The 24,356-nt window shown below is 55.9% G+C and carries 21 protein-coding genes, 1 tRNA gene and 1 pseudogene; 13 read left to right on the top strand and 10 right to left on the bottom strand.

Annotated features, from left to right (window positions below; translation table 11 throughout):
- The first annotated feature begins 121 nt into the window (after positions 1-121).
- A complete protein-coding gene (locus tag BBKW_RS07445) occupies positions 122-1,621 on the top strand; it encodes an ATP-dependent helicase (protein WP_414635051.1) in 1,500 nt (499 codons plus the stop codon).
- 22 nt (positions 1,622-1,643) lie between these two features.
- Here the strand turns inward: BBKW_RS07445 and BBKW_RS07440 are convergent, their stop codons facing one another.
- A complete protein-coding gene (locus BBKW_RS07440; RefSeq protein ID WP_033500444.1) occupies positions 1,644-3,221 on the bottom strand; it encodes a zinc-dependent metalloprotease in 1,578 nt (525 codons plus the stop codon).
- Positions 3,222-3,277: 56 nt separating this feature from the next.
- On the opposite strand from BBKW_RS07440, the gene BBKW_RS07435 reads away from it, so the two are divergent.
- From BBKW_RS07435 to BBKW_RS07415, 5 genes are all read left to right on the top strand, one after another.
- Positions 3,278-4,180 (top strand): YlbL family protein, encoded by a 903-nt coding sequence (locus BBKW_RS07435; protein WP_414835665.1) that lies wholly within the window; start codon positions 3,278-3,280, stop codon positions 4,178-4,180.
- 88 nt (positions 4,181-4,268) lie between these two features.
- The gene (locus BBKW_RS07430) at positions 4,269-4,694 is read left to right on the top strand and encodes a DUF3052 domain-containing protein (protein WP_033500446.1); all 426 of its coding nucleotides are present in this window, start codon (positions 4,269-4,271) and stop codon (positions 4,692-4,694) included.
- A gap of 122 nt (positions 4,695-4,816) precedes the next feature.
- Positions 4,817-5,653 (top strand): MFS transporter, encoded by an 837-nt coding sequence (locus BBKW_RS07425; protein WP_033500447.1) that lies wholly within the window; start codon positions 4,817-4,819, stop codon positions 5,651-5,653.
- A gap of 178 nt (positions 5,654-5,831) precedes the next feature.
- Positions 5,832-5,990 carry a hypothetical protein gene (locus BBKW_RS07420; protein WP_228428982.1) on the top strand — a complete coding sequence of 53 codons (159 nt, stop codon included), beginning with the start codon at positions 5,832-5,834 and terminating at the stop codon, positions 5,988-5,990.
- 445 nt (positions 5,991-6,435) lie between these two features.
- Positions 6,436-7,065: a PBECR4 domain-containing protein gene (locus tag BBKW_RS07415; protein ID WP_033500448.1), complete on the top strand. Its 630-nt coding sequence runs from the start codon at positions 6,436-6,438 to the stop codon at positions 7,063-7,065.
- Between the two features lie 86 nt (positions 7,066-7,151).
- Here the strand turns inward: BBKW_RS07415 and BBKW_RS07410 are convergent, their stop codons facing one another.
- Entirely contained in the window at positions 7,152-7,358 is a 207-nt protein-coding gene (locus BBKW_RS07410) for a helix-turn-helix transcriptional regulator (protein ID WP_033500449.1), read from the bottom strand.
- 108 nt (positions 7,359-7,466) lie between these two features.
- Between BBKW_RS07410 and BBKW_RS11200 the strand changes: the two are divergent.
- Positions 7,467-7,652, top strand: a pseudogene (locus tag BBKW_RS11200) (site-specific integrase); the annotation flags it as partial.
- A 50-nt stretch (positions 7,653-7,702) separates the two neighbouring features.
- On the opposite strand, the gene BBKW_RS07405 reads toward BBKW_RS11200, so the two are convergent.
- Positions 7,703-7,776 (bottom strand) — tRNA-Val (locus BBKW_RS07405).
- Between the two features lie 208 nt (positions 7,777-7,984).
- Here BBKW_RS07405 and BBKW_RS07400 point away from each other — a divergent pair.
- The 6 genes from BBKW_RS07400 to BBKW_RS07375 all read left to right on the top strand — a co-directional run bounded on the left by BBKW_RS07400 (position 7,985) and on the right by BBKW_RS07375 (position 15,521).
- Positions 7,985-9,550 carry a DivIVA domain-containing protein gene (locus BBKW_RS07400; RefSeq protein WP_033500450.1) on the top strand — a complete coding sequence of 522 codons (1,566 nt, stop codon included), beginning with the start codon at positions 7,985-7,987 and terminating at the stop codon, positions 9,548-9,550.
- A gap of 86 nt (positions 9,551-9,636) precedes the next feature.
- Complete coding sequence (gene dxr, locus BBKW_RS07395) at positions 9,637-10,815, top strand: 1-deoxy-D-xylulose-5-phosphate reductoisomerase (RefSeq protein ID WP_033500451.1); 1,179 nt, start codon at positions 9,637-9,639, stop codon at positions 10,813-10,815.
- 87 nt (positions 10,816-10,902) lie between these two features.
- Positions 10,903-12,099 carry a flavodoxin-dependent (E)-4-hydroxy-3-methylbut-2-enyl-diphosphate synthase gene (ispG, locus tag BBKW_RS07390; RefSeq protein ID WP_033500452.1) on the top strand — a complete coding sequence of 399 codons (1,197 nt, stop codon included), beginning with the start codon at positions 10,903-10,905 and terminating at the stop codon, positions 12,097-12,099.
- Between the two features lie 93 nt (positions 12,100-12,192).
- A complete protein-coding gene (locus BBKW_RS07385) occupies positions 12,193-13,905 on the top strand; it encodes an alpha/beta hydrolase family protein (RefSeq protein ID WP_033500453.1) in 1,713 nt (570 codons plus the stop codon).
- Between the two features lie 90 nt (positions 13,906-13,995).
- Positions 13,996-14,724: a DNA repair protein RecO gene (gene recO, locus BBKW_RS07380; RefSeq protein WP_033500454.1), complete on the top strand. Its 729-nt coding sequence runs from the start codon at positions 13,996-13,998 to the stop codon at positions 14,722-14,724.
- Positions 14,725-14,729: 5 nt separating this feature from the next.
- The gene (locus BBKW_RS07375) at positions 14,730-15,521 is read left to right on the top strand and encodes an isoprenyl transferase (protein WP_033500455.1); all 792 of its coding nucleotides are present in this window, start codon (positions 14,730-14,732) and stop codon (positions 15,519-15,521) included.
- Positions 15,522-15,580: 59 nt separating this feature from the next.
- On the opposite strand, the gene BBKW_RS07370 is transcribed toward BBKW_RS07375, so the two are convergent.
- The 7 genes from BBKW_RS07370 to BBKW_RS07340 form a co-directional block, all read right to left on the bottom strand.
- Positions 15,581-16,825: a nucleoside hydrolase gene (locus tag BBKW_RS07370; RefSeq protein ID WP_033500456.1), complete on the bottom strand. Its 1,245-nt coding sequence runs from the start codon at positions 16,823-16,825 to the stop codon at positions 15,581-15,583.
- A 188-nt stretch (positions 16,826-17,013) separates the two neighbouring features.
- Positions 17,014-18,081 (bottom strand): ABC transporter substrate-binding protein, encoded by a 1,068-nt coding sequence (locus BBKW_RS07365; RefSeq protein ID WP_033500457.1) that lies wholly within the window; start codon positions 18,079-18,081, stop codon positions 17,014-17,016.
- 316 nt (positions 18,082-18,397) lie between these two features.
- Entirely contained in the window at positions 18,398-19,246 is an 849-nt protein-coding gene (locus tag BBKW_RS07360; RefSeq protein ID WP_081962233.1) for an ABC transporter permease, read from the bottom strand.
- Between the two features lie 271 nt (positions 19,247-19,517).
- Positions 19,518-21,074, bottom strand: coding sequence for a glycoside hydrolase family 32 protein (locus tag BBKW_RS07355; RefSeq protein WP_033500459.1), 1,557 nt, complete (start codon positions 21,072-21,074; stop codon positions 19,518-19,520).
- Between the two features lie 163 nt (positions 21,075-21,237).
- A complete protein-coding gene (locus BBKW_RS07350; RefSeq protein ID WP_033500591.1) occupies positions 21,238-22,563 on the bottom strand; it encodes an MFS transporter in 1,326 nt (441 codons plus the stop codon).
- 282 nt (positions 22,564-22,845) lie between these two features.
- Positions 22,846-23,889, bottom strand: a complete 1,044-nt coding sequence (locus tag BBKW_RS07345; RefSeq protein ID WP_033500460.1) for a LacI family DNA-binding transcriptional regulator — start codon at positions 23,887-23,889, stop codon at positions 22,846-22,848.
- A gap of 97 nt (positions 23,890-23,986) precedes the next feature.
- Complete coding sequence (locus BBKW_RS07340; protein ID WP_004220731.1) at positions 23,987-24,352, bottom strand: thiamine-binding protein; 366 nt, start codon at positions 24,350-24,352, stop codon at positions 23,987-23,989.
- Positions 24,353-24,356: the final 4 nt, after the last annotated feature.

The raw sequence follows: 24,356 nt of genomic DNA, 5'->3' as shown, positions 1-24,356 counted from the left end.
ATCGACGTTGCATCATATTGCGCCGTCATGGCGGGCAGATTGGGTGCAGCCAGGCAAGACATGCAATGACATCTCATGAAAACGCATGCGCCGATAACGGCAATCTGCCACAATGGAACGCATGAGTGCAACAGTGGAAGAAATTCTCGACGGATTAGATGATGCGCAACGGGCTGCAGCAACGGCAGTGGACGGTCCGGTGCGCATCATCGCGGGCGCGGGCGCGGGCAAAACGCGAACCGTAACTCGCAGAATCGCTTATGCGTGCGCAACCAAAGCATGGAATCCACGAAGCACGATGGCCGTCACGTTCTCTGTCAAGGCGGCGGCGGAAATGCGCAGCCGACTGTCGAAGCTTGATGTCGCAGCTGACGTCAAAGCCGCGACCTTCCACTCCGCGGCCCTCCACCAGCTTCGTCAGGTTTGGCCGGACGTGTGCGAAGGGCCGATGCCATTCATCTGTCGAAATCCTCGGGAACTGGTGGAGCGTTCGCTGCGCCGCGTCACCACCTTCCAGGTGGATGACGACACCATACGCAACCTGCAGGCGGAAATTAACTGGTGTAAAATCTCACTGATCGCGCCGGAAGATTACGCGCGCGTTTGTGCGGCAACGCATCGTCAGCCGCCTTCAGGTCTTGAACCAGGCCAATTCGTAGATGTATACAAAGCGTATGAAGCGGAAAAAACAAATCGCAACGAAATCGATTTCGACGATATTCTGCTGATCGTATGCCATTTGATGGAAAGCGATGAAGACGTAGCCTCAGCCATCCGCTCCAATATCGCATGGCTCACCGTCGACGAATATCAGGACGTTTCGCCGTTGCAACACCGCTTGCTCACCCGATGGCTCGGCTTAAACCGCAATATCTGCGTGGTAGGAGATCCCGCGCAAACCATTTACTCGTTCGCGGGCGCAAGCAGCTACAGTCTGCTCAATTTCGCTTCGGAATTCGGTCCGCTCACCGCAGACATCAGCCTCAACAACGACTACCGTTCCACGCCGCAGATCGTCAACTATGCCAATCGTGTGCTTGCGGCATCGCCGCAACGGGCCGATTATCTGAAGCTCAGCTCTGAAAGGAGCAAAGGGCGGAGGGTTGTGGAAACCATATACGGCAGTGATTGGGAAGAAGCGCAAGGTGTAGCGGCACGTATTCGCAAACTGGTGGATGCGGGGGAGTCACCGGCCGATTGCGCGATTCTCACCAGAGTCAACGCACAGCAGAAAATCCTGTGCAAGGCATTGGGCGAACAGCATCTGAGATACCGCGTGCGCAGGGATAGCGGATGGCAGAATTCCGCGCTTTCCGACGATGCGCAAACCAGATTGGCCATGTTGGAAGCATTGGGTGTCGGTGCGGATCTGAGCGGTGTGACCATTTCCACCATCCACGCGTCCAAGGGCTTGGAATTCAAACACGTATTTCTCATCGGCTGTTCGGAAGGGCTCATACCGTATGGAGCCCCGCAGGAGGGCGAAGTGCTTGAAGAGGAGCGCAGACTCATGTATGTGGCTGTGACGCGCGCCGAGGACACGCTTGACGTCTCATATGCGCGCACCCGTGAAGGCAATGAGGGTGAAAGGGCACGACGGGTGTCGCGCTTCTTCCGCTGATACTGCTAACGGAATAGCGTGATTATTCGGCGTCAGTTTCGTTGTTGCTTCCGGATTCTGCGGAATCGTCAGAGTCGCTGCCATTGGTATCGGATTCGCCGCCCTTGTGCTCTTCTTCGTCAAGCAGCTTGCTGAGTTCGGCATCCCAATCGATGGTCATGCCATCGGCGTCGCCAAGGGGCTGTGGTGCCGTGCCGGTTGCGTTGGAAGCGGCGAACGTCGTATTTTCCGTGTTTTCCGACGATCCGTTGTTCTGCGATTGTGAGGCGTTGCCATCGTCATCATTCGGCAGATGCGGCAGCAGATCGGGATGCGACCATTTCGCGTCTCGTGCCTGTGCGCCTTCCGTAGCGCAGATGTTATCCCACAATGCGGCTGCTTCACGCATGCGCTTCGGGCGTAATTGCAAGCCGATCAGGCTTTCAAAGGTGCGTTCCGCAGGGCCTCCGATGGCGCGCTCGCGGCGGAGCATCTCACGAAGCTGTTCGATATGCGGAATATGGGCCATGCCGGCGCGCCACACTACGGTGTCTACCCAGCCCTCGACCAAGGCGAGCAGATTCTCCAGCGATTTCATGGCCTGCTGTTGTTCAGGCGTGTCGGGGAACGCCACCTTGGTGATGTTCACTGCGTCGGCCATGGAATCCGGGTCGACGGACTGCGCATCGCGGATCTGCTCCTCCATGGCGTCCAAATCGATGCTGGTGCCACGGGCATACTTGCCCAACAGCGCTTCGAAGCGTGGCATCAGCCACGGCACGGAAGCATACAGGCGCGAATGGGCGAGCTCCTGCAATGCAAGATAGCTCATTACCTCGGTCACGTCGATTTCCAAGGATTTGGCGTATTCGACGATGTTCTGTACGATCAGGCCGCCAGCCGGATTCTTCAGCAGCGAAATACCTTGGTCGAAACTGCCGCGCACCTCATGCGACAGATCGCCGGCGGCGCGTCCCAGCTGCATGGCAAACGACGTGTTGCCGACGAAACGCATCAGCTTTGCCGGATCCTTCATATCATCAGGAATCGGAATCTGTACCGGACCAGCGAAAATGCCGGAAACTTCTGTATGAAACTCAGAATCTCCAAAGCGCTGAGACAAAATCGAAGCCAGTGCGTCGCTCATCGACTCGGCTATGGGAGATGCGAACTGCGCCCAGGAATCGATGCAGCCTTCCACCCATCCAGCGCGGGTGAGCACCTGCGTCTCGCCCTGTGCGGGATTGAACTCGCAGGCGGTATCGAGCCACAGATTCGCCTCGCTGATGGCACGGCGGGCCATCTCTGCGTATTCCGCGCTCACGCTGGTTTCAGATCCCTCGCCATTGGCCTGCTGCAATGCCAATGATTTCGCCAATTTGACGTTGATTGGACCTTCTTCGGTAATGTGCTGGATGTCTCCGAAAGTGTTGAGTCCGCCCGCGGTGAACGCCTGCATCATAGACCTGACTTCAGCCGGTTTGGGAAGCTTGCTTACATCCTGACTCATCAGCTGGTCGCGCAACTCTTCCGGCATGTTGGAAAACTGGTTCCATGCCATCTCGCCTTGAATTGGTCCGAAACAATCGATAAACCATTGGCGGATCGCGTTCTCGTCCATGCCGGCCCTGCCTTTTCCTAAGCGTTTTTCAAGTTTGGTTGGTTCCATACTATGCTATGGGAGGTATGCCCAAGATGAAGGAAACACGACGAATTTACGGCAAAAACACACGTAACGGTGCTCCGGGACGTGTCAAACGATGGCTGATAAACGCGGAAGGTTGGCTGTCCGCGCGTTCATGGCGTTATCTTGCAGGGCCGGTGGTGGCGGTACTGTGCGTATTGGTGTTGATTATGCCCAGCGCATATGTGGTGCAGATGCCCGGTCCGACGCAGAATGTGCTCGGGGAGGTTTCCGGCAAGCAGGTCGTCGCCGTTTCCGGTGTGAAAACGTATAAGGATTCAGGCCAGCTGCTGTTGGTCACGGTCAATGCTTCAGGTGTGCCAGGATATCCGGTGTCGAACGCGCAGGCATTGGTGGCGTGGGCCGATTCGAAATCCACGGTGATGCCTCAGGAGGCGGTGGTTCCTGTTGGACAGACCGCAGAGGAATACAAGGATTCCAGCGACAAGGAGATGACGTCATCGCAGGATTCAGCCACCGCGGCGGCGAAAAAGTTCCTGGAAGAGCATGGTTATGACGTGTCCGGCATGAAGGTGTCCATGCATGTGGACGACATCGGCGGGCCGTCGGCGGGCATGATGTACACGCTTGGTCTGATCGACAAGGTGACTGGTGAAAAACTTTCCGGGGGTAAGATCATCGCGGGAACAGGCACGATGAACGACAAAGGTGAAGTCGGTGAAATCGGAGGCATCCGTTTGAAGATGCTAGGAGCGAAACGCGACGGCGCAACTTGGTTCCTCGCCCCGGAATCCAATTGTTCCAGCGTTGTGGGCCATATTCCGGAAGGCTTGAACGTGGTGAAGGTGTCCACTTTGCAGGAGGCGTACGATGCGCTGATCGCCATCCGAGATGGTAAGGGTGCATCCTTGCCGCAATGCTCCGCGGAAGAGTGACGCATTCTTAACGCATATATAAAAAACAATCTCGCAAAGTGGGCAATTCCACGGTTCGTAACGTATATGTTCGAGCAGTGTTGGTATATTGACGAACGTGAATCAAACGGCATCTGATAACGCTGAAGAATTCGGTTTCCACGCCGGCGACCTGGTACAGGAATGGCTGTGGGACGATGATGTGGACGACTCGATCCGCGCCAAGATCGAGGATCTGACCGGTGAGGAGCTGGTCGACGAGGACTATGATTCCGCCGTTGATGGCGTGATTATCTGGTGGCGCGACGGCGATGACGAAGACGAATTGTCTGACACCATCGTCGATGCGTATGCGGTCCTTGGAGACGATGGTCCATTGTGGGTGCTCACCCCGAAGCCGGGACGTCCGGGCGCGGCAAGTTCAAGCACCGTGCAGTCCGCCGCGAAGACTGCCGGCATGAATGCAGCCACGCCGCTGACCGTCAGTGGTGACTGGAACGGCATCCGTCTGCGCGCATTCGGTAAAGGCCGCTGATCGTATTCGTTTTGCCCGCCTCGCGGCATGCATGGCCAAGGTCGGGCGCTCATATAAAGGCTTGGAATCACACGATTCCAAGCCTTTTTTTGCTTGCGAAAGCGGTCGAAGAAGATGTTTCCATGAAATTGTCTATATTGGTGGCCGCGCTGCCGATTCCTGTGATTTTCTTCCGTACCAAACCGTCTGAAAAGGGCTTGCTGCCGCTTGGTGCCGAAATGAGCGATGAGGAGATCGCCGCGGCGGAAAAGAAAAGCGGTCATTCCCTGTCTGAGGTCAACATTGCGGTCGGCTGGAAGGTGCTGCGCAAGCATGCGGGCTTCTGGCTGCTTGTGTCGGGATTCCTGTTTGTTGGTGTGATCAACGGTGCGGTATCCGTGAACATGGTGTCGAACATGACATCCGTCAACAACAATGGCACTGAAGTGGTTACCGGTGGCCACAGCGTGGTTTGGGCTGGACACGTCATATCGTTGTACATGGGCGTCGTGCTTGTGGCCAAAGTGGCATTGGGGTGGATTTTCGACCGATTCGGCATTACAGGCGGTGTGCTCGTGGGCTCGTGCTCCTGCCTGCTGGCATGTATTTTCCTGTGCTTCCCAACAACCTCTTGGGGGCCGATCCTCGCGGCCGCATGCTTCGGTGTCGGTACTTGCACGGCCACCATCGGACCGTCCATCATGATTTCGCGTGAATATGGGCGCAGAGACGTTGGCAAGCTGGCTGGCATCGCGGTTTCCGCCGCCGCTTTGGGCGGTATTATCGGCGCCATCGTGTCAGGTGTGGCATTTGACGCCACGCTTTCATTCGCACCGACGTGGATTATCGGAGCCGTGTGCTCGGTGCTTATGGCGGTCTCGTTGATTGCTTCCTACGCCATGAGTGGCAAGCTCGTCGCACGTTGCGTGGCTGAAGGCGCGCCTCGTATCGACGCCGAAGGCAACATCATCGAAGAATGAATAGGTAAGCGTTGACGGAGGCTTTGACAAAGCCTTGACAAAAGTCATGACTGTGCTGACATGCACGTGAGATAGTTGAAAATATCAGAAGAGCTGGAACGGCTTATTTTCTGCGGAAACAAAAGGTGGGCGATGAGAGACTCCGGACACCGCGTACACGCCTGTTTTCAGCAAGCAGATGCGTACTGTCGTGTACGTGCTCGGCCTTGTTGCTTCGTGCATCGGCTTGGGCTTCAGGACTTTCGGAGACGCTGCGGTCGGCGGCTATATTAGCACCGTGGCCGGCTTCATCGCATCGGCGCTCGGTGTGGCCTATAATCCGCTTCGCCACGGTTAAGTGTTGTCGCCACAGGATTGGCGACAACACTTAGCGGTGGTCATGTTTCTGGCATGAGACTCAAATCCGTGTGCGGGAAATATCCAAGAGAATAATTCCTGTTGGAATTTTTTTCACCCTCATGTAACCCGCCCCTCTCTCAGCTAAGGCTGGAGGAGGGGCGTTTTCGCGTTTGGCATATTGGTGTTTTGGACTTTGTCGTATTCGTGGATATAGTAAAGGTACGGCTTTAACCCATGCCCTTCTTCCGTCCGGGAGGCTGGGCCGAAGCTAAAGCTTTACCGCGCAGGAGTCTTCTGCCGTGGCGTTCATGCCGTTGTCGTCGTCGGCCACGTTAGGAGCGTCTAGCCCTGGGGGCGGGCAAAGCGGTCTTAGAACCGAGTTCCCCGTAGACCCGTTGCGAGCCGGGTCGCCGAGCAGAGGGCAATATAAACATGGATTCCCAATGCGGGGCCGGAAGGGAAGTTCGCGCCTTTCCGGCTTTTTATTTTTCGAGAGGGTGGTGGCGGTGCGAAAAGACGCGTCGGACGTCGTCGATTCCATTATCCCTTTGGCGAGGATTTATCAACAGAATTTTCTTGACCGTCACATGATCCTGGATTTCGGTGGAGTCTCATTAGACGTGTGCTGGAGAAAGCGGCACTTCATGCACCTATGTGGATTGGATTGCACCGTCCCGCAGCGCATGTACCGTTCCGGAGGACGGGTTGTCAAATCTGAGGTATTCTTCGATGCGTTGCTTGACGGTAGGACGAAGGAATTAAAACCGGTGCATGGTCATAACGTCGGCATCACACGTGACAAGTTGTCTGTCCTGCCGAGACTTCTCGAAAGTCCGGACGGTATCGAAGGGATGGTCGAATCGGCCGCGCGTGATTATGATTTCTTTTTTGGCTCGGAACTGTGGTGTGCTGGAATCACGGCGTCCGATGAGCAACCGGTCGATCCTGATGCGGGAGTGTATGCCGCTCGTACTCTGCGCAGCATCAGCATTATGAGCCGTAGCGTCAGGGCCGCCGGCTCCGTCCTCCGACGGCTTGACGGGTGTAGAATCATTCCTCCGAGACTCGATTGACCAGGTAGAATGGATGTCGGACCTGTCTCAAAACTTGGATATAGCCCTTCTCCCAACCGCATGGTTGGAAGAAGGGCGTTTTCTTGTTATTCGGTCTTGTGCTTGCGTGGGCTGCTACTGCCGCCGACGACGCCGCGGCCGGGGCATGCCTTGTTCCATGCGTCGATGGTTTCGGGTTTCCATCCGTGGGTGGATTCGATGAGCGCGTCCGGCTCGGGCAGCCTGTAGGCCGCGGCGTTGGTCACCCCGAGCCGTTTTGTGACCTCCTTGAGGCTGAGGTAGCGTGCGGTCATCTCATTTCCTCCCGGCGTACCGGCCGCAGGCGGCGGAGACGATGTCGGTTGCGGCGATGATGGCGGCGTGCCAGTGGTAGACACCGCGCCGGAGTGGAGCCGCTGCCGCCACGCGATCTGCTCCACACTGTCGCGTCCATCGCGGTGTATGCTGGGGCACAAGAGTGCGGTGATGACATTGGATGTCTACGCCGACCTGTTCGACTCGGACCTAGACGATGTAGCGCGTGTAATCGATTCGGCGGTACAGGTGATTGTGCGAGATGTGGACAAAACGTGGGCACGAGAGCATGAGATAATGCTGAAAGACTTGAAAACGTTGATATTCGAAGCATTGCGAAAGGTGGGCGATGAGGGACTCGAACCCCCGACATCCACCGTGTAAAGGTGGCGCTCTAACCAACTGAGCTAATCGCCCGCAAAGCTCTACTGTACAGTATTCGTTGCCAGCGACAGTCTCAACGTGTGTCGCGTTGCCGGATAAGAGGTTCCTCCCATGGCGAATGCGTGAAAAAACGGTGCGATTTGAGTGTCGATTCACTGATTTTTCTACACGAAAGAGGCAGGCGTCGAATCAATCACGTAGAGTAGTTGCGTTGAGTAGTGCAGTAGGAGGTCGATAGCCAATGGCGCAGGAACCTGAATCCGAGAGGAACGCATCGGGGATCGCTCGTACTTCGAAGCGCAAGTGGGGATACGATTCCGAACAGGTGGACGCTTTTCTTGAGCGTGCGCACATGCTATACGAAGGTGAGGGAGCGCAACTCACCCAGCATGATATTCAAAATGTTTCTTTCGATTTGGTCAAGGGCGGTTACGTGATCGCTCAGGTGGACGCGGCCCTTGCCCGGCTGGAGCGTGCCGTGGTAGACAAGCAGACCACATGGGAGATCTCGCAGCATGGCCGCGTGGCGTGGAAGGCACAGACCGAAACCCTGTTCAGTCAGCTTGACGCCCACTCCAAACGTGAGCACGGCGAACGTTTCAAGCCGGGAGAAGGCAAAGACCCGAGCTATGACCGCAAGCAGGTGGATCGCATCGTCGATCAGTGCCTGACGAAGGCCGCTGGCGAACTCGGCGTGGAGGAAGTGTCGGAAGACGATGCCAAGAAGCTCGTCGATCTGAACTCCCAGACCGTGGCGAATGTGATCTTCACCCAACGCAAGGGCAAGCGTGGATATGACGAGCGTCAGGTGGATTATTACCTGAACGAATGCGTGCAGCTGCTGACCAGACTCGAATCCTATGCGCGTGTGGCCGACTTCGTGGGCGAGCCCTCCGAAAGCGCGATGGCCGCAGTAAATCCGTCTGCAACCAGTCTGGCAGCTCAAGAGACGCAGGTGGTCTCGCCGCTATTCGCCGTTCCAGCCGTTTCTGCAGAACCTATTGCGCAGCCCGCTCAGGTTCAAAACAGCACTGACTCCTTCGACGCTTTGAATAAGGCGGAACGTGAGATTTTTACCACGCCTGCAACGTCCCCGGTGAGCATTCCGGCCTCACAGACCGCTGCGCCGACGCATGCTCCTGTGGTTCCTCCTGTGTTCCAGCCAACCATCAGCACCCCGCCGGCTCCGGTAACTCCGGCAGCTCCTGTAACGCCGGAACCTCAAGCTGCTCCGGTTGTTCCAGCGGCTCCGGAACAGTCGCTGGCACACCTGTTCAAAGCGTCCAATGCGGTTGCCGAGGAGCCATCTTCCGCAGGAACGGAAACCGAAGCGTTCAATCCGCTTTCCGATGATGGCACGCCGAGCTATGATGCTCCGTCCGCGCCTGCGGCTCCTGTGATTCCAGACACTCCGGTCGTGCATCAGCCAGAAGAGTCTCACGGCATCAACATCGCTCCCGATTCTTCGTTGGCTGCCTTGGCGCAGATGGCTCAGAACATCGACGCGCCCGATCCGGTCGAAGACACGTTTACCCCGCGCATGCCAAGCCTGTCGACGCCGAACCTTCCGCAGGTTAATACCGAATCGATCAATCTCGGAACCGTGCCGACCGTCCCACCCTCCTTTACACCGGAACCAGCAACCTCCGCAGATCACTCGACAACGGCAACTCCCGTTGAACCGGCGAAGCCGACAGTGGAAGAGAAGAAGAACGAAACCAAGCCGGCAACCAATCCGATGTTCGGACCGACCAACAGCAATCTGGATGTCGACATTCCCGACCTGTCGTTCCCCTCTTTTGACTAAGCAATCGCATTGAACAGGCTGGCGTGACCGTCAGCCTGTTTTCACGTTCACATGAGAAAAAACAATACGGAGCACACGCATAACCCATGCAAACTTCAACCGTAGTCATTCTCGGATCCACCGGATCCATCGGCACCCAAGGCCTTGACGTCATCTCCCGCCATCTCGACCGCTTCGATGTGGTCGGGCTTGCTGCAGGTGGCTCCCACGTGGAACTTCTGGCCCAACAGGCGGCACGATTCCATGTCTCAAAAGTCGCTGTTTTCAAAGAAAGTGCGGCAAAAGCACTACGTGAGGCATTAGAACAAGCTGACGCAGGCAATGTGGAGATCACAGCCGGACCGGAAGCCGTGGTCGCCATGGCCGGATCCGGAGCCGACGTGGTATTGAACGGCATCACCGGATCCATTGGACTTGAGCCTTCCATCGCGGCGCTGCAGGTAGGATCGCAGTTGGCACTCGCCAACAAGGAATCCGTAGTGGCCGGTGGGCATTTGCTGTTCGACGCGCAAGTGCGTGCCCAGCAGATCAATCCGGTCGATTCCGAACATTCCGCCATCTGGCAGTCGTTGCGTTCAGGAACGCACGGTGAAGTGTCGAAGCTGGTTGTCACCGCTTCGGGCGGGCCGTTCCGCGGTTGGAAACGCGAGCAGATGGCCGATATCACACCGGAACAGGCGTTGAACCACCCCACTTGGAATATGGGTCCGGTGGTGACCATCAACTCGTCCACACTGATGAACAAGGGACTTGAAGTCATTGAGGCGAGTCGTCTGTTCGACATGCCTCCGAGCCGCATTGACGTGACCGTGCATCCGCAGTCTATCGTGCACTCCATGGTGGAATTCCGCGACGGTGCCACCATTGCGCAGGCTTCGCCGCCTGATATGCGCCTGCCGATCGCGCTTGGACTGTCCGCTCCGGAACGACTTGGCAATATCGCGGCGGCATGCGATTGGACAAAAGCCGCGACTTGGACGTTCGAACCGCTCGACGATGAGGCGTTCCCCGCGGTGAGCTTGGCTCGACACTGCCTGGAAGCTTCCGAAAAGCATACGGCCGTGTTGAACGCTGCCAACGAGCAGGCCGTCCATGCCTTCCTTGAACATCGTCTGCCATACCTCGGCATCGTCGATACCGTCAGGGAAGTGTTGGACGAAATGGACGCGGAGCTGCGTGGCAATCCGCTGTTCGCTTCCGTGGAGGAAATGAGCCAACTCGAGCTGGAAGCCCGCCATCGTGCCGACAACCTGATAAACAAGTAACGGAAAACGAAACAAGACAAACAGACGAAACGTGAGTGACACAAGGCTCCCCGTGTTGGGAGCCTTGTTATTGCAAGGATTTGACGTATGCCAGAAATCGAAAAGCCGTTCCGTAAAACCGGTGAGGCAGCCATCAGCGAAAGCCCATTGCATCCGCGCCGCAAGTCCCACCGCATCATGGTCGGACCGGTACCAGTAGGTGGGGGAGCCCCAATTTCGGTGCAATCCATGACTAACACGCTGACCGCCAATGTGCCCGCAACATTGCAGCAGATCGCCGAACTGACCGCAGCCGGATGCGACATCGTGCGCGTGGCCGTGCCAAGCCAGGATGATGCTGACGCACTGCCGGAAATCGTGAAGAAATCGCCGATTCCGGTAATCGCCGATATTCATTTTCAAAGCAAATACGTGTTTCAGGCTATTGATGCGGGCTGTGCCGCGGTGCGCGTGAATCCGGGCAACATTCGCAAATTCGATGAGGTTGGTCCCTCCATCTGCAAGGCCGCCACTGATGCGGGCATTTCGTTGCGCATCGGCGTGAACGCGGGCTCGCTCGATAAGGAACTGTATGCGAAATATGGCGGTCCGACGCCGGAAGCGTTGGTTGCGTCTGCCATGAAGGAAGCGCGCATGTTTGAAGACGTCGGCTTCCATGATTTCAAGATTTCCGTCAAACATCATGATGTGATCACTATGGTGGAGACGTACCGTCTGCTCGCGTCCAAAGGCGACTGGCCGCTGCATCTCGGCGTTACCGAGGCGGGTCCCGCATGGCAGGGTACGATCAAAAGCTGTCTTGCATTTGGTGCGCTGCTGGCTGAAGGTATTGGAGATACGATTCGTGTTTCACTGTCCGCACCGCCTGTCGAAGAAGTGAAAGTCGGCTGTAAACTGCTGGAATACATGGGATTGCGCCCGCGTAAGTTTGATATTATATCCTGCCCGAGCTGCGGCCGTTCCCAGGTTGACGTGATTCAGCTGGCTAATGCCGTGACCGAAGGATTGAAGGACGTGACCGCGCCGATTCGTGTGGCCGTGATGGGTTGTATCGTGAACGGTCCAGGTGAGGCACGCGAAGCCGATCTGGGTGTGGCATCCGGCAACGGCAAGGGGCAGATTTTCATCAAGGGCAAGGTTATTCAGACCGTTCCCGAAGATCAGATTGTGGAAACGTTGCTGGCCAAAGCGCAGGAAATTGCCGCACAGATGGAAGCGGACGGGCAGGTGCCAGTCAATGCCACCGGCCCTGTAGTGGTGCCGGTGGCACAGGGTAATTGCTGATTCGTTGGTTACAGGCGGTCGATTACAGATTGTGATTGACCGCCTGCTGATTTTCGCTGGCTGTTGATTGTCATTTCAGCTGGGGCCGGTACAATGAACGGCGTGTCAGATCAGGAACGTCAGTCAGTCATGTCCAGCGGGGAAATCCAATCCAGCCAGTGGACGAGAAGCAAACGACTGATGGTCAGTCTGCCCATTTTCATTATATTGTTGGGCATTCTGGTATCGGTATCCAATCTGACGGCATCATCATGGAATTACGAGCCGACCGGGCAAACCATCGAAACGTTGGCTTCCGACACGTCCGTGATCTTCGACAATCCTTCAGGCAAAACCCTTGCCAAACAAGGCGATTACGAAGTGACGCAACGATATGTCACCATCGATGCCAAACAACCGTCAACCGGTGAAATCCAACATATCAAAGTGTTGATCCGTGAGCCGAAAGGCGCAGGAAATAATCGGCCTGGCGTGGTGTTCATGCATGGAGCAGGCTATGGCACATGCGACAACTCCTTCGGAGACATGGCGTTTGCGCTCTCATCCGCGGGTTTTGTGACGGCCGTGCTTGACAAGCCGGTGTGGTCCACCAACGATGCGACTCGTGACTATCCAGGCTCCGCAGCCATCTACGATCAGGTCATCAACATGTTGCGTGATCTCGACAACGTTGACGCTTCGAATGTTGGCATTTACGCGACTTCCGAAGGCACATGGATTTCCTCATATCTGCTTGGGCGAGATCCTGATGTGGCGTTCCAAGTGTTGTTGAGCCCAATGGTGTATTCGCCACGATATTCGTTGGGATTCCTTGCGGCGCAGGATTTCGCGCTGGTCGGAGCACATGATGGATACCAGTCCATTGTGCGCCGCGCGTTCAACATCGATGCGGAATTGTTCGGCCTGACCAATCTCGACCTCGACACGTTGAATCCCCAAGCCTATTCCATTCCCACGCTTGTGGCGTACGGCACCAAAGATGTGATGACCGCGCAGGTGGAAGGCACAGAGAAAATCATCGACATGGCGCATAAGGCGGGCAATTGGGACGTGACCGTGCGCACATATCCGATCGCCAACCATGTGCTCCGGCTCGGCGACGAATCCAACAGCGGCACTCCGTTCGCCGATGCCTACGTGGATGATGTGATCAGTTGGGCCGTCGGTACCACGCAAGGACTGGAGCAGACCAGCGAACGTGTGGCCGGCACCAACCTGTACCAGTCGATCGCGGTGCCGCTGGAATTGCGGGCGAATAGTGGACTGACCATCTATCTGGTGGTGTTGCATGCCAGCATGGTGCTGTTGCTACTGGTGATCAGCGTGCTGTGGTTGATTGTGCTCGTACGTAAGATTTGGGCGCGTGCACATCGACGCCGATATGTGTTGGGGCTGAGACCTGTGTTCAAAAACGCGTTGATTACGCTTGCCGTTGCCACCATGGCCACTTTTGTGCTGTTTAGTGCAGGATTGGGCGAAGTGATTATGGGCGTGGTCAAGCTAGCGTGGGGTGGCGCTCCCGCCGAGAATCCAGGCATGATGTATTGGAGTTGGCCGGTTATTCAAATGGTGTGCATTGTTGTGGTGTGGGCGTGGTCCCGCGTGTTCATGCGTCTTATCGAGGAAGCGACGAATCGTGGTCTTGCACAATGGCCACCGCGTAAGGGGGCTATAGGCGCGATTGTGAGTGGTCGCCAGCCGGTGCTCGCGTCGACGCGATTCGGACGTGTGATGTTTTGGATTACGGCGGTCACCATGCTGTATGTGCTGTTGGTGTTCGCGTTCTGGGGATTGTTTATTTACTGATATCGCGGGAGAGTGCGGCTGGCGCGAGAATGTGCGGAAAGTATAGATAGTTCCGTTGGGAAAACAAGGCGAGGCGAAGGAGATGTGTGAATGCCGCTGTATCAGGACGAGGGCGTGGTCTTGCGCACCGTCAAACTTGGCGAAGCTGATCGTATCGTCACTTTGCTGACACGCGACCATGGCAAAATCCGTGCCGTCGCCAAAGGTGTGCGCCGAACCAAATCGCGTTTCGGAGGTCGTTTGGAGCCTTTCATGCGTGTCTCGTTGCTTATTGCGGAGGGGCGTTCGCTTGATGTGATTTCCCAAGCCGAGTCGGTGTCGGCGTATGCGAGAGACATCTGCACCGATTTCAAGGCGTATACCGCAGCGAATGTGATTTGCGAAACCGCTGACAAGCTGGTGGTGACGGAGCATGAGCGTTCCGTGGCGCAGTATCGGCTGGTGTTGGGAGCATTGAATGCTCTTTCTAAGCATGCGCATGAGGCTGCTGCGATTGGCGATTCCTACGTGATGCGTGCTCTTGCGATCGCTGGTTGGACGCCGCGTTTGCGTGCCTGCGTGGTGTGCGGGGATCCGATTTCTGCTGATCGTACATGGTTTTTCTCGATTTCCGCGGGCGGACTGATGTGTTCGACCGATCATATTCGTGAATCGTTTGACGTTTCGTGGAATGCGATCTGCCAGTTGCAGGCGCTTGTAGATGGCGATTGGGGAGAGCTGGACGGCACGGCGTTGTTTTCGGAAACCCGCCAAATGGTGGAAAAATGGGGTGAATACTATTTGGAACGTCCGATTCGTTCCATGCGCTTGCTAGATTAGCGGGTATGGCTTTTGAGAACGTGGATTACAAGTCCCTTGACATTCCGGCGGCACCATTTTCTGACCCGTCGATTATTCCTGATTTTCCGAAGAACAAGGTTCCACGCCATATCGGCGTGATTATGGACGGCAATGGTCGTTGGGCGCAGCAGCGTGGGCTGATTCGCACCGACGGGCATCAGGCTGCCGAACCGGTGGTGTTCGACACCATCGCAGGTGCCATCGAAGCCGGTGTGCGCTACCTGTCGCTGTATACGTTCTCCACGGAGAACTGGAAGCGTTCCCCGCAGGAAGTGCGCTTCCTAATGGGCTTCTCGCGTGACATTATCCACCGTCGTGTGGAGCAGATGAACGAGTGGGGCGTGCGCGTGCGCTGGTCCGGTCGCCGTCCGAAACTATGGAAATCCGTTATCGACGAATTGGAAAAAGCACAGGAACGTACCAAAAACAACACGACCATCGACGTGGTGTTCTGCCTGAATTACGGCGGACGTGCCGAAATCGCGGATGCTTGCGCGGCAATCGCAAAAGAAGTGCGTGACGGAAAGATCTCCGGCGATCGCGTAACGGAAAAAATGATTGCTGAACACCTGTACAATCCCGATATCCCTGATTGCGATTTGGTGATTCGTACTTCCGGCGAACAGCGCACGTCGAACTTCCTGCCGTGGGAAGCAGCATATGCCGAACTTGATTTCGTGCCGGAACTGTTCCCCGATTGCGGTCGAGACGTGCTATGGCGTTCGATCGACCACTACATTCACCGCGACCGTCGTTTCGGCGGCGTCAAAAAGTAGTTTTTGCCTAATTGATCGCGTTCACTGTGGGGAGAGTATAAGGCTTTTCCCACAGTGTATTACTGCAGAGACTTGATGCGGGTGGTGAAGTCGGAGACGAAACGGTGGGAATCGACTTGAAGGGCCACGTGGATGCGAGGGGCGTTGGGGGCGATTAAGCCGGCGGGATCGCCGATGGTTCGGCCTCGTGTGCCGTGAAAATCGCCGGTTTCGAGTTCGACTTTCATTGGCAGATTAATGCAGGTCACTAGTGACGGATCCACGGCGACGGCTGCGGCCAGCGGATCATGCAAAGGCATGCCTTGAGAAAACAGGCGTGCATCGGCTTTATAATTCGCGGCAATGGAGAAATCAGCCATGTCAGCGAGGAATACGCGCACATCGGAAGCATATGGGCTTGAGTCTGAACTCGCGGTTCGAGCTGAAGCTGCATTCGAATTACCTGCTGAACCACCAAGTGTGTCAGCATTCGCTGCTTCACGCCAAGTACAGGTTGCATCGGAACCCATCAGGCATTGATGCGTTACGTCCAAGCCGACCATGGTGATGTCGGCACCGGAATGGAACACGCGATCCGCGGCTTCCGGATCCTGAATGATGTTCGTTTCCGCAGTCAGATCCCAACAGTTGCCTTCCTGCGTCAACGTGCCGCCCATCATCACCAGTTTGAGTTTGTCGGCAATATCCGGTGCGGCCGCGATCGCAGCATCAATATCGGTCAGCGGACCAGTCGCAACCACAGTGACGTCGAAACCATAAGCGCGAACCTGATCAATAATGAACCGCACGCCTTCGGAAACCGAATCGGCGGAAGAATCATCAGCATGAATAGAAGAAGCCGAATCCGTAGTAAGTGACAATTCAAACGAATCAACCGCAGGATTCGCATGAACATCATCCAACGCATATCCGCCAACGGAAATCAGACTACGGTAATCGCGAGAAAAAACAGTATCGGAACCGGAATTATCCGAAAAAATATCTGGGAAAGCAGTATTCGAAGACGAACTATCGCGAGCCGGGCCGAATCCTCCCAATCCATCCGTGCCGTGAAACTGTGCACAACCTGCATCCGGAATGAAACACCGAGCCCATGAAGGATGCGACGATCCACGTATCACTGGAATGTGCCGAAACCCCAACCGTTCCAGCACATACGAAGTATTGCGAACCGCAGTGTCGACGGAAACGTTGCCGTACGTGCCGATCACGCCGAGCACGTCAACAGTGTCGAACGTCGCAAGATATGCCAACGCCAGCGCATCGTCGATACCGGTGTCCACATCAAGAATCAGTCGTGTCATATTTGTATTTAATCAAACTCGTGCAATGAAGCCAAATGCAACGCATAATGGTGCGGCATCCCACAAACCATGTTCAACCCATACTGAGCAAGCAGTGTTGGACATGAAATAAAAATGCAGGATGCCGTATTCCAATATTTCGATTATTCGCACATAAACGGGTTACAAACCTACTCGTTCAAGCCCGATTATTTCAGGAATTCGTCGGTGGCAAGATCCTTGGCTTGCGGAGCGGTATGCACCACTTTGCCATGCGAGTCGGTGTAGGCATTTTCTTCGGCGATGAAATCAAAGTATTGCTGTGCCCCCTTCGTGTCGTTGGTGCCGAACACGAACGAGCCATCATTGATCTTGGCTGGATCGCCCCAATACTGGCCATCCACGATGGTCTTCATGCTCTTCTTGACGAAAGCCGGCTTGAGATTCGCGTCTGGAGCTTCCTTTACAAGGATTTCAGCGGCATCGTCCGGGTGCGAGTAGGCGTATTCGTATCCTTTTTTGGCAGCCTGCGTGAACTTCCTCACCAGATTCGGATTGGAGGAGATGGTTTTGGTGTTGGTGATGATGCCGATGGTGTCCGCATCGCCCGGCACGCCATAATCGGGTTCGGTGAAGCAATTGAGTTTCGGACCGTACATATCTGCTTGCACGCCTTCCCAAGTGGCGTAGAATCCGCCGAAATCGGCTTTGCCGCTCGACAGCGTCTGGAACGTGGATGTGCCGACCGTCACTTTGTCGAACGTGCCCTTGCCGCCATCGGTCTGGATCATGCGGCGGATTACCGCGTCAGATTCGTTCGAGCCGAACGTGGCGAAAGTCTTGCCGTCGAAGTCCTTCGGAGACTTGATCGAAGTGTTCGATGCAAGCGAGCACCAGATGGCGCTTGGTTTCTGCTGTACCTGCAGCACCTGCTTGATTTTTGCGCCTTTCAGCGTGTATGTGCCCACATTGGTGAGGTTGGATAGGGCGAAGTCGGCCATGCCGTTGTTCACGGCCTGTTCGGCGCCGGCCTGTGCCACGGCAACGATGTCCACGTCAAGCCCAGCCTGCTTGAAGTAGCCCTTGTTTTTGGCTACGTACACGCCGATATGATTGGTGTCGGGCGCCCAAGAGAGCATGAACGTCACTTTTTTCAGGCCGTTGCCGTCGGTCGTGGCCTTCGTGGAGTCGTTGCTTTGCCCGCATGCGGTCACGCCGACAAGCATGGCGATTGCGCCGAGGATCGTGATTGCTTTGCTGAAGATGCTGTTCTTCATACCTTGCGATTTCCCTTGAATCTTGCTTCTCTACCGTTTTCTAGGGATTGCGCTGCGGGCGGGGTTCGGGCAGAAAACGATACGAAGGGCCTAAGGCCCCCGCTCGTCCAATGCCCCCGGCGTTCCTTGTGGCGTCTCGTTTGGGAGACATGGAACATTGCCGGTTTGCCACGCATTGGCTAAACAGCGAGTTTCATTATACGGTGTGCATTGACGTGGCAGGACGAACGTTCGGATGCTGTTTGCTGCAAATGGCTGTCGATTTGGACGGCTCCCGCCCTGATTCCATCCAAATCGACAACCATTTGGCTTGCGCTCACTGCTGGGCGTCTGGATCTTCGTCATCGCTGGTAGGGCCGAGCAGCACGCGTTCGCTGAGATTCACTAGGCACATCAAAATGCCAGTGATGACGATGATGACAAGCGTCGCCGAAAAAATCAACGGCGTACGGAACGAGTTGTAGGCGGCCTGCAGCCAAATGCCAAGACCCTTGCGTGCACCCAAATATTCTGCGGTGGCAGCAGTGGCGAAAATGTATGCGCCGGAAACGCGGATACCGCCATAAATCTGACGAGCGGCAACACGCAACTTCACATGCCACAGTGTCCACGTTTTCGTGGCACCACAAGTCAGCGCAACATCCGAATAAAACTGGGGGACCGCTTCAAGACCGCGAATCGTCTGCACTGCAATCGGGAATAAGCCGAATACTGTTACGATCACGATTTTTCCGGAAATTTCAAAACCGAACCAAATCAAGAACAGGGGAGCGATGGAAATCAACGGCATGGTCTGCGCGGCCGAAAGTAACGGGAACAAGGCGGCGTTCGCAATGCGCGAACAGTACAACAATATGCCGATAAGAATGCCGAACAGTACTGCGAACAGAAAACCGACGGTGCCTTCAATCAGGGTAACTTGGGTGGCGGGCCATAACGTCGACCAGGTTTCGACGGTGGCCTGCGCGATTTCGCTCGGCGCGGCAATCATAGTGCTGGGCACATTGCCGATACGAACCCACGTCTCCCAAACCGCCAATAGCAACACTACCGCGATGACTGTGGGAATGCTGCGCCTGCAGATGTTCAAAACAGTGGAGAAATATCGTGAGATTACTGACTGAGCATGCTCAGAGTGTATGTGTTGAACGTGCGAAACCGCCATCGTTCACCTTGCTTTCTGCGCCATAGTGGGCGCGCACGTGACCGGTGGCGAGAAATCAGTAAGGTGAGGAGCCTGCCCACATTCCGGTCAGAAAAGTTCATTACCGGGGTGCCAGTATAAAGCACTCCCTAAACCACGTTCTGAAACGAAAATCGCTTTTCAAACCAAAACGTAAGGCACAACTTGCGGCATAACGCAAGGTGGGTTCCGCATCTTGCCTGACACGGAACCCACCTTACTATTTACCCCTTGCTACTGCCCTGGAACAGCTTCACTCCAGTCCGATGGATTTCATGGTGTGGAGCTTCAAGGACTTGATCTCAAGCGTGCCGGATTCGGCAACAAGCTTGATGGCGCGCGTGCCTGCGGAAGCATAGCTGAAAGAGCTCATGGCCTGGCGGCCGTCGTTCACATACACTTCCACGCAGCCGCGATCCACAAACACGCGCAGCTTGAGTTCACCGGAAGCCAGTTCCTCGGCGGAAAGCGGGGCGGTACGGTAGCCGCGATCACCCTGGGCTGCGGCTTGACGGTCGATTACCACACGACCGATTTGATCGTCGAATGCCACGTACGTGTAAGCGCCATCTTCAGTCGCATGAATCTTCAGACCAGCACGTTCCGCAGTGGAGGCGTTGAGATCGACGGTCATTTCGATTTCCACGGCTTCAGCATCATCAGCAATGGTCTGCTCGCCATTGACACCAAGTGAGATTGTGCCGAAATCGGTGGTGTTTTCGCGCAAGCCATCCATCTCGGCAACCGGAGCGGTGTGCAGATCGCCGTCGGCACCTAGCGTGATCTCACGCGGAAGGGTCATGTTGCCGCACCAGCCGTCATTCTGCATCGGAATCGGCTCAACGAACGGGCTCATCCAGCCGTATACGATCTGGCGTTCGCCGTCGTTGAACGACTGCGGAGCATAATAGTTATGGCCGCAATCCCACAGGCGGAACTCGGTTTCCGGCTGGAACGCCTCGCCCGGCGTCCACGTGCCGATCATGTAGCCGGCGTTGGAAACGTTGCGGTTCATAAAGCCGGAAGCCTTGGTGCCCATGGCAGAGAAGCCGATAACCCACTTCTCGTTGCCTTCGGCGTTCTTGATCGGGAAGAAGTCCGGGCATTCAAGCATGAAGACGTTCGGATCCGGGTGTTCGAACAGCACGCGCTCGTAGGTCCAACGAACCATGTCGTCGGAGGAGAATAGCCACATCTGGCCGCGCTTTTCAGCGGAGGAAACGCCGAAGGTCATGTACCACTTGTCACCGGTCTTCCACACCTTCGGATCACGGTAGTGGTGATCGACCTTGTCGAGCGGGCAGTCAATGATCATGCCGCGCTTGGTGGCACTGGTCAGCTCGTCGTTATCCGGCTCGGCGATCATTTGCACTTGCCAGTCGCCGCCAGTGTTGTCGACGCCATTGGCCCAACGGTGGCCGGTGTAGTAGAACTTGAGTTCGCCGTCGTCGCCGATTACTGCGGAACCGGAGAATACGCCGTCCTTCTCCTCTTCAAGGGTCGGGGCGAACATGATTGGCTCACGTTTCCAGTTGAGCATGTCGGTGGAGGAGACGTGTCCCCAGTGCATCGGACCCCACTGGGTGCCGTACGGGTGCAGCTGGTAGAACACGTGCCAGCGGCCCTTATAGAAGCACAGGCCGTTCGGATCGTTGATCCAACCGCCGTTGGATGCGATGTGGAACTTCGGGTACCAGCGGTTGTTGCGTTTGGCGGCCATGGCTGCAACGCCTGCTTCCGCCTGTGCCAGAGCTTCGCTGTGGTTCTTGATTTCGTGGAGGACGGGTGCATCCGGAGTGAAGCCAGTCATCGTTGAATAGCCTTTCTTAATGATTGTTGAATCTTGCGATTGTTGAATTGTTGCTTATTGAGTTTTAGATAAAAGTTTTAAGAATGCTGCCCGAAACGGAAAAAGGGGAAACGCTTCGGGCAGCACGATTTAGTTGTGTTCTTGCCGATTTTGGCGGTTGCGCTCAGGCGTTTGCTTGAGTTGCGGCTTGGGCCTTGAGCTGCTTATCGGTGTAGAACGGATCACCGCCGACTTCCTGGTCGTCCTTCTTGATCACGAAGAAGCCGTAGATTAGGGCGGCCAGCACGATGCCGGAGATGGTGAAGAAGGTTGGACGGTCGCCCATGGCGTCATGCAGGGCGCCCATCGGGGTGGAGAAGATCACCTGGCCGATTTGGGAAGCGATCTGGAAGCCCACCATGTACAGGGTTGCCGACAGTTTGGTGTCGAAGTGCAGGGTGAAGTAGCGGAATGCCGGTAGGCAGAACAGCGGAACCTCGATGGAGTGGAACAGCTTGACGATGGAGACACTGACCGGATCGTGGAACACGCCGCACAGGCCGATACGCAGGAACATCACGGTTGCGCCGAGCAGCAGGGAGTTACGAACGCCGATCTTCTTCATGATGATCGGAACGACGCCCATCATGGCGGACTCGAGGAACACCTGGAAGGAGTTCAGGGTGCCGTAGGTGGCGTTGCCGATTTCGGTGGTCGGGAAGAGGGAAGCGTAGTAGTTAGGGAACATCTGCTGGTCGAACACGGTGTAGAAGGTGTTGGTGAACAGCATGAAGACGATGAGTACCCACAGAGTCGGCATCTTCAGAACGGAGATCATCTCTTTGAAGGATGGGTTGGTTGGAGCCGCGTTCGGATCGGCTTCTTTCTTGAGCTCTTCCTTTTGCTTGGCCGGAACCCAGAAAGCGTAGACGCACAGCATGCCAAGGCCGCAGATGGAGCCGACCCAGAAGTTCAGCAGCGGGTTGATGTTGAACAGGAAACCTGCGCACAGTGCCACGATGGCGTAGCCGAAGGAGCCCCAAGCGCGGGACTGTCCGTATTCGAAGCCGAACTTACGGGAGTAGCGTTCGGTGAGCGCTTCGAACAGGGAGCAGCCGGCCATGAAGCCTGAGGAGAGCACGATGGAGCCGATGAGCACGCCGATGAAACGGGTGGTACCGCCGGCAGTCAGCATCGGGGCGTACACGAACTGTACGAACGGGCCGACGAGCGCTGCGATGGCGGAGACGAAGATCACGAGCTTGCGTTTGATGCCCAGCTGATCTTGGATGGCACCATAGGCGAACATGATGACCAGGGTTGCCAAGGAGTTAATGGAGTAGATCTGGCCCTGCTCTGCGGAGGTCATGCCCAGGCCGTGGGTCGGGTCGGTGAGCCAGCGGGAGAAGAAGGACCACCAGATGCCCCACGAGCAGAAGAACATGAAGATGCCGAAGGAACTCTGCAGATAGGAAGGATTCTTCCATGCGGATCGAGTGTTGCTTGTCATGTTGTTTCTCTGTTTCTTTTTGTTGGTGCCGCTGCCGCGCAGCACTTCATTGTTTGAGTGATGCGGTGTTGTGCCGTCATTCACCCAGCTGCCGTGCCAAGTGAATGAACATGGTTAGATAATAGCATGTCAAACGATTGACGTCAATCGATTGACGTCAATAATTGCAACACTTCTCGGAAGTATTGCAATTAAGCCGAAATGAGGTATAAAAAGAAGGCCTTCGGCGTGTCGCAACAGACATGTCAAAAGACCTTCTTGCATGATCTCAAATCAAGGAAATCAGCTTCGGACTGACCCCTTTTCTATCAGCGCGCAATGGATCTTCGCGGGGATCGGCGAATCCAACGGTGGCAGGGGAGCGGTGGTGCTCGGCCAGGACGAGCTGTCGACAGGCTTGCGTTCGATCAGCGAAATCAGCTTGCAGGCGGCCCAATAACCCATCTCATAGTGGGGCAGCTCCACTGTGGTCAACTGCGGTTCCAGCGTTTCGGCAAACACGCGGTGGTTGTCGACGCCGACGATGGAAATATCCTTGCCGACAGTCAGTCCACGACGTGCCGCACATTCATACACATACCACGCGCGCGCATCGTTGAAACAGAAGAAACCGTCGGGATTGCGTTCATCGAACAGCTTATCGACGGCGCGCAACGCCGGGCCACTATGGAGTACATTGCACACCAACGCAGGATCGTAGGCAAAACCGGAATCCTGCAATGCCGCCTGATATCCAGCAAAACGACCATCCTGCGCAATCATGTTTTCCGAACATCCGATATAGGCGATCCTCTCACAATCGGCTTGGATCAGCCGTTTCGTGGCATCGTAGGCGATTTGGAATTCGTCTGGCTCGATGCTGGGGACCTGGTTGTCGGCATCGGTGGCGTCCACCATCACCACCGGATAATCGCCGAGGGACGCAGGCACGGTCGCAATGCGGTTCGACATCTTCGAATAGAAGAAACCGTCCACGCCATACCGTTTCAATGTGGCTATTTCATTCTCTTCGCTAGCCTTGCCATCGGTGCTGACCGTGATGATCATATATCCGTAGGTGCTTGCCGCATCCTGCGCGCCAAGAATGATGCCGCCTGCATACGGGGTGGTGGCGACTTCCTCGCTGATGAAGCCGAGAATTCGTGTGCGGCAGGTGCGTAGGCTGCGCGCCAGAGGATTGACCGTATAGCCGAGTTCGTTCGCCTTCTCACGTATGAGCGCGGCTAACGGGGCCTTCACACGTCCCTCATCTCTGCCGTTAAGTACCAGGGAAACGGTGGAAATGGACACCCCTGCTGCTTCGGCAATTTCCTTCATCGTAGTCATAGTCGCTACACTATACCTAAATCAATAAGAAGAGCGCACTATTTTTGTAAATAGCGCGCTCTTTTGTTACTCGATATTCTATTGGTCCATCCCGGATTTATTCCGACAGGATTTCGTCCACAAGCGCCTGCTTGGCGTGGATCTGGCCTTCGAAACCGGGGCGAATGTCGAGACGGATCACCACGTCGGTGCGATAGCCCTGACCGGCGAGTTTCATGGTGGCGTCGCGAATCACCTTGAGCACGTCGTCAATGTCGCCTTCGATATTGGTGAACATGGCGTTGGTTTCGCTCGGTAGTCCGGATTGGCGGATCACGTCGACCGCCTGCGCTACGTACGTGGACTTTTCAGGACTTGCGCCAGCGGGAGAGATGGCGACCGCGGCAAGTGTGTTGATATACGGTTTGCCGGTTTCCGGGTTAATCGGCACTTCCTGCTTTTCCGCATTGCGATCAAGGGTCATGTTC

The sequence above is a fragment of the Bifidobacterium catenulatum subsp. kashiwanohense JCM 15439 = DSM 21854 genome (genome assembly GCF_001042615.1).
GTDB lineage: Bacteria > Actinomycetota > Actinomycetes > Actinomycetales > Bifidobacteriaceae > Bifidobacterium > Bifidobacterium catenulatum.
This window is presented reverse-complemented; position numbering and strand designations above follow the sequence as displayed.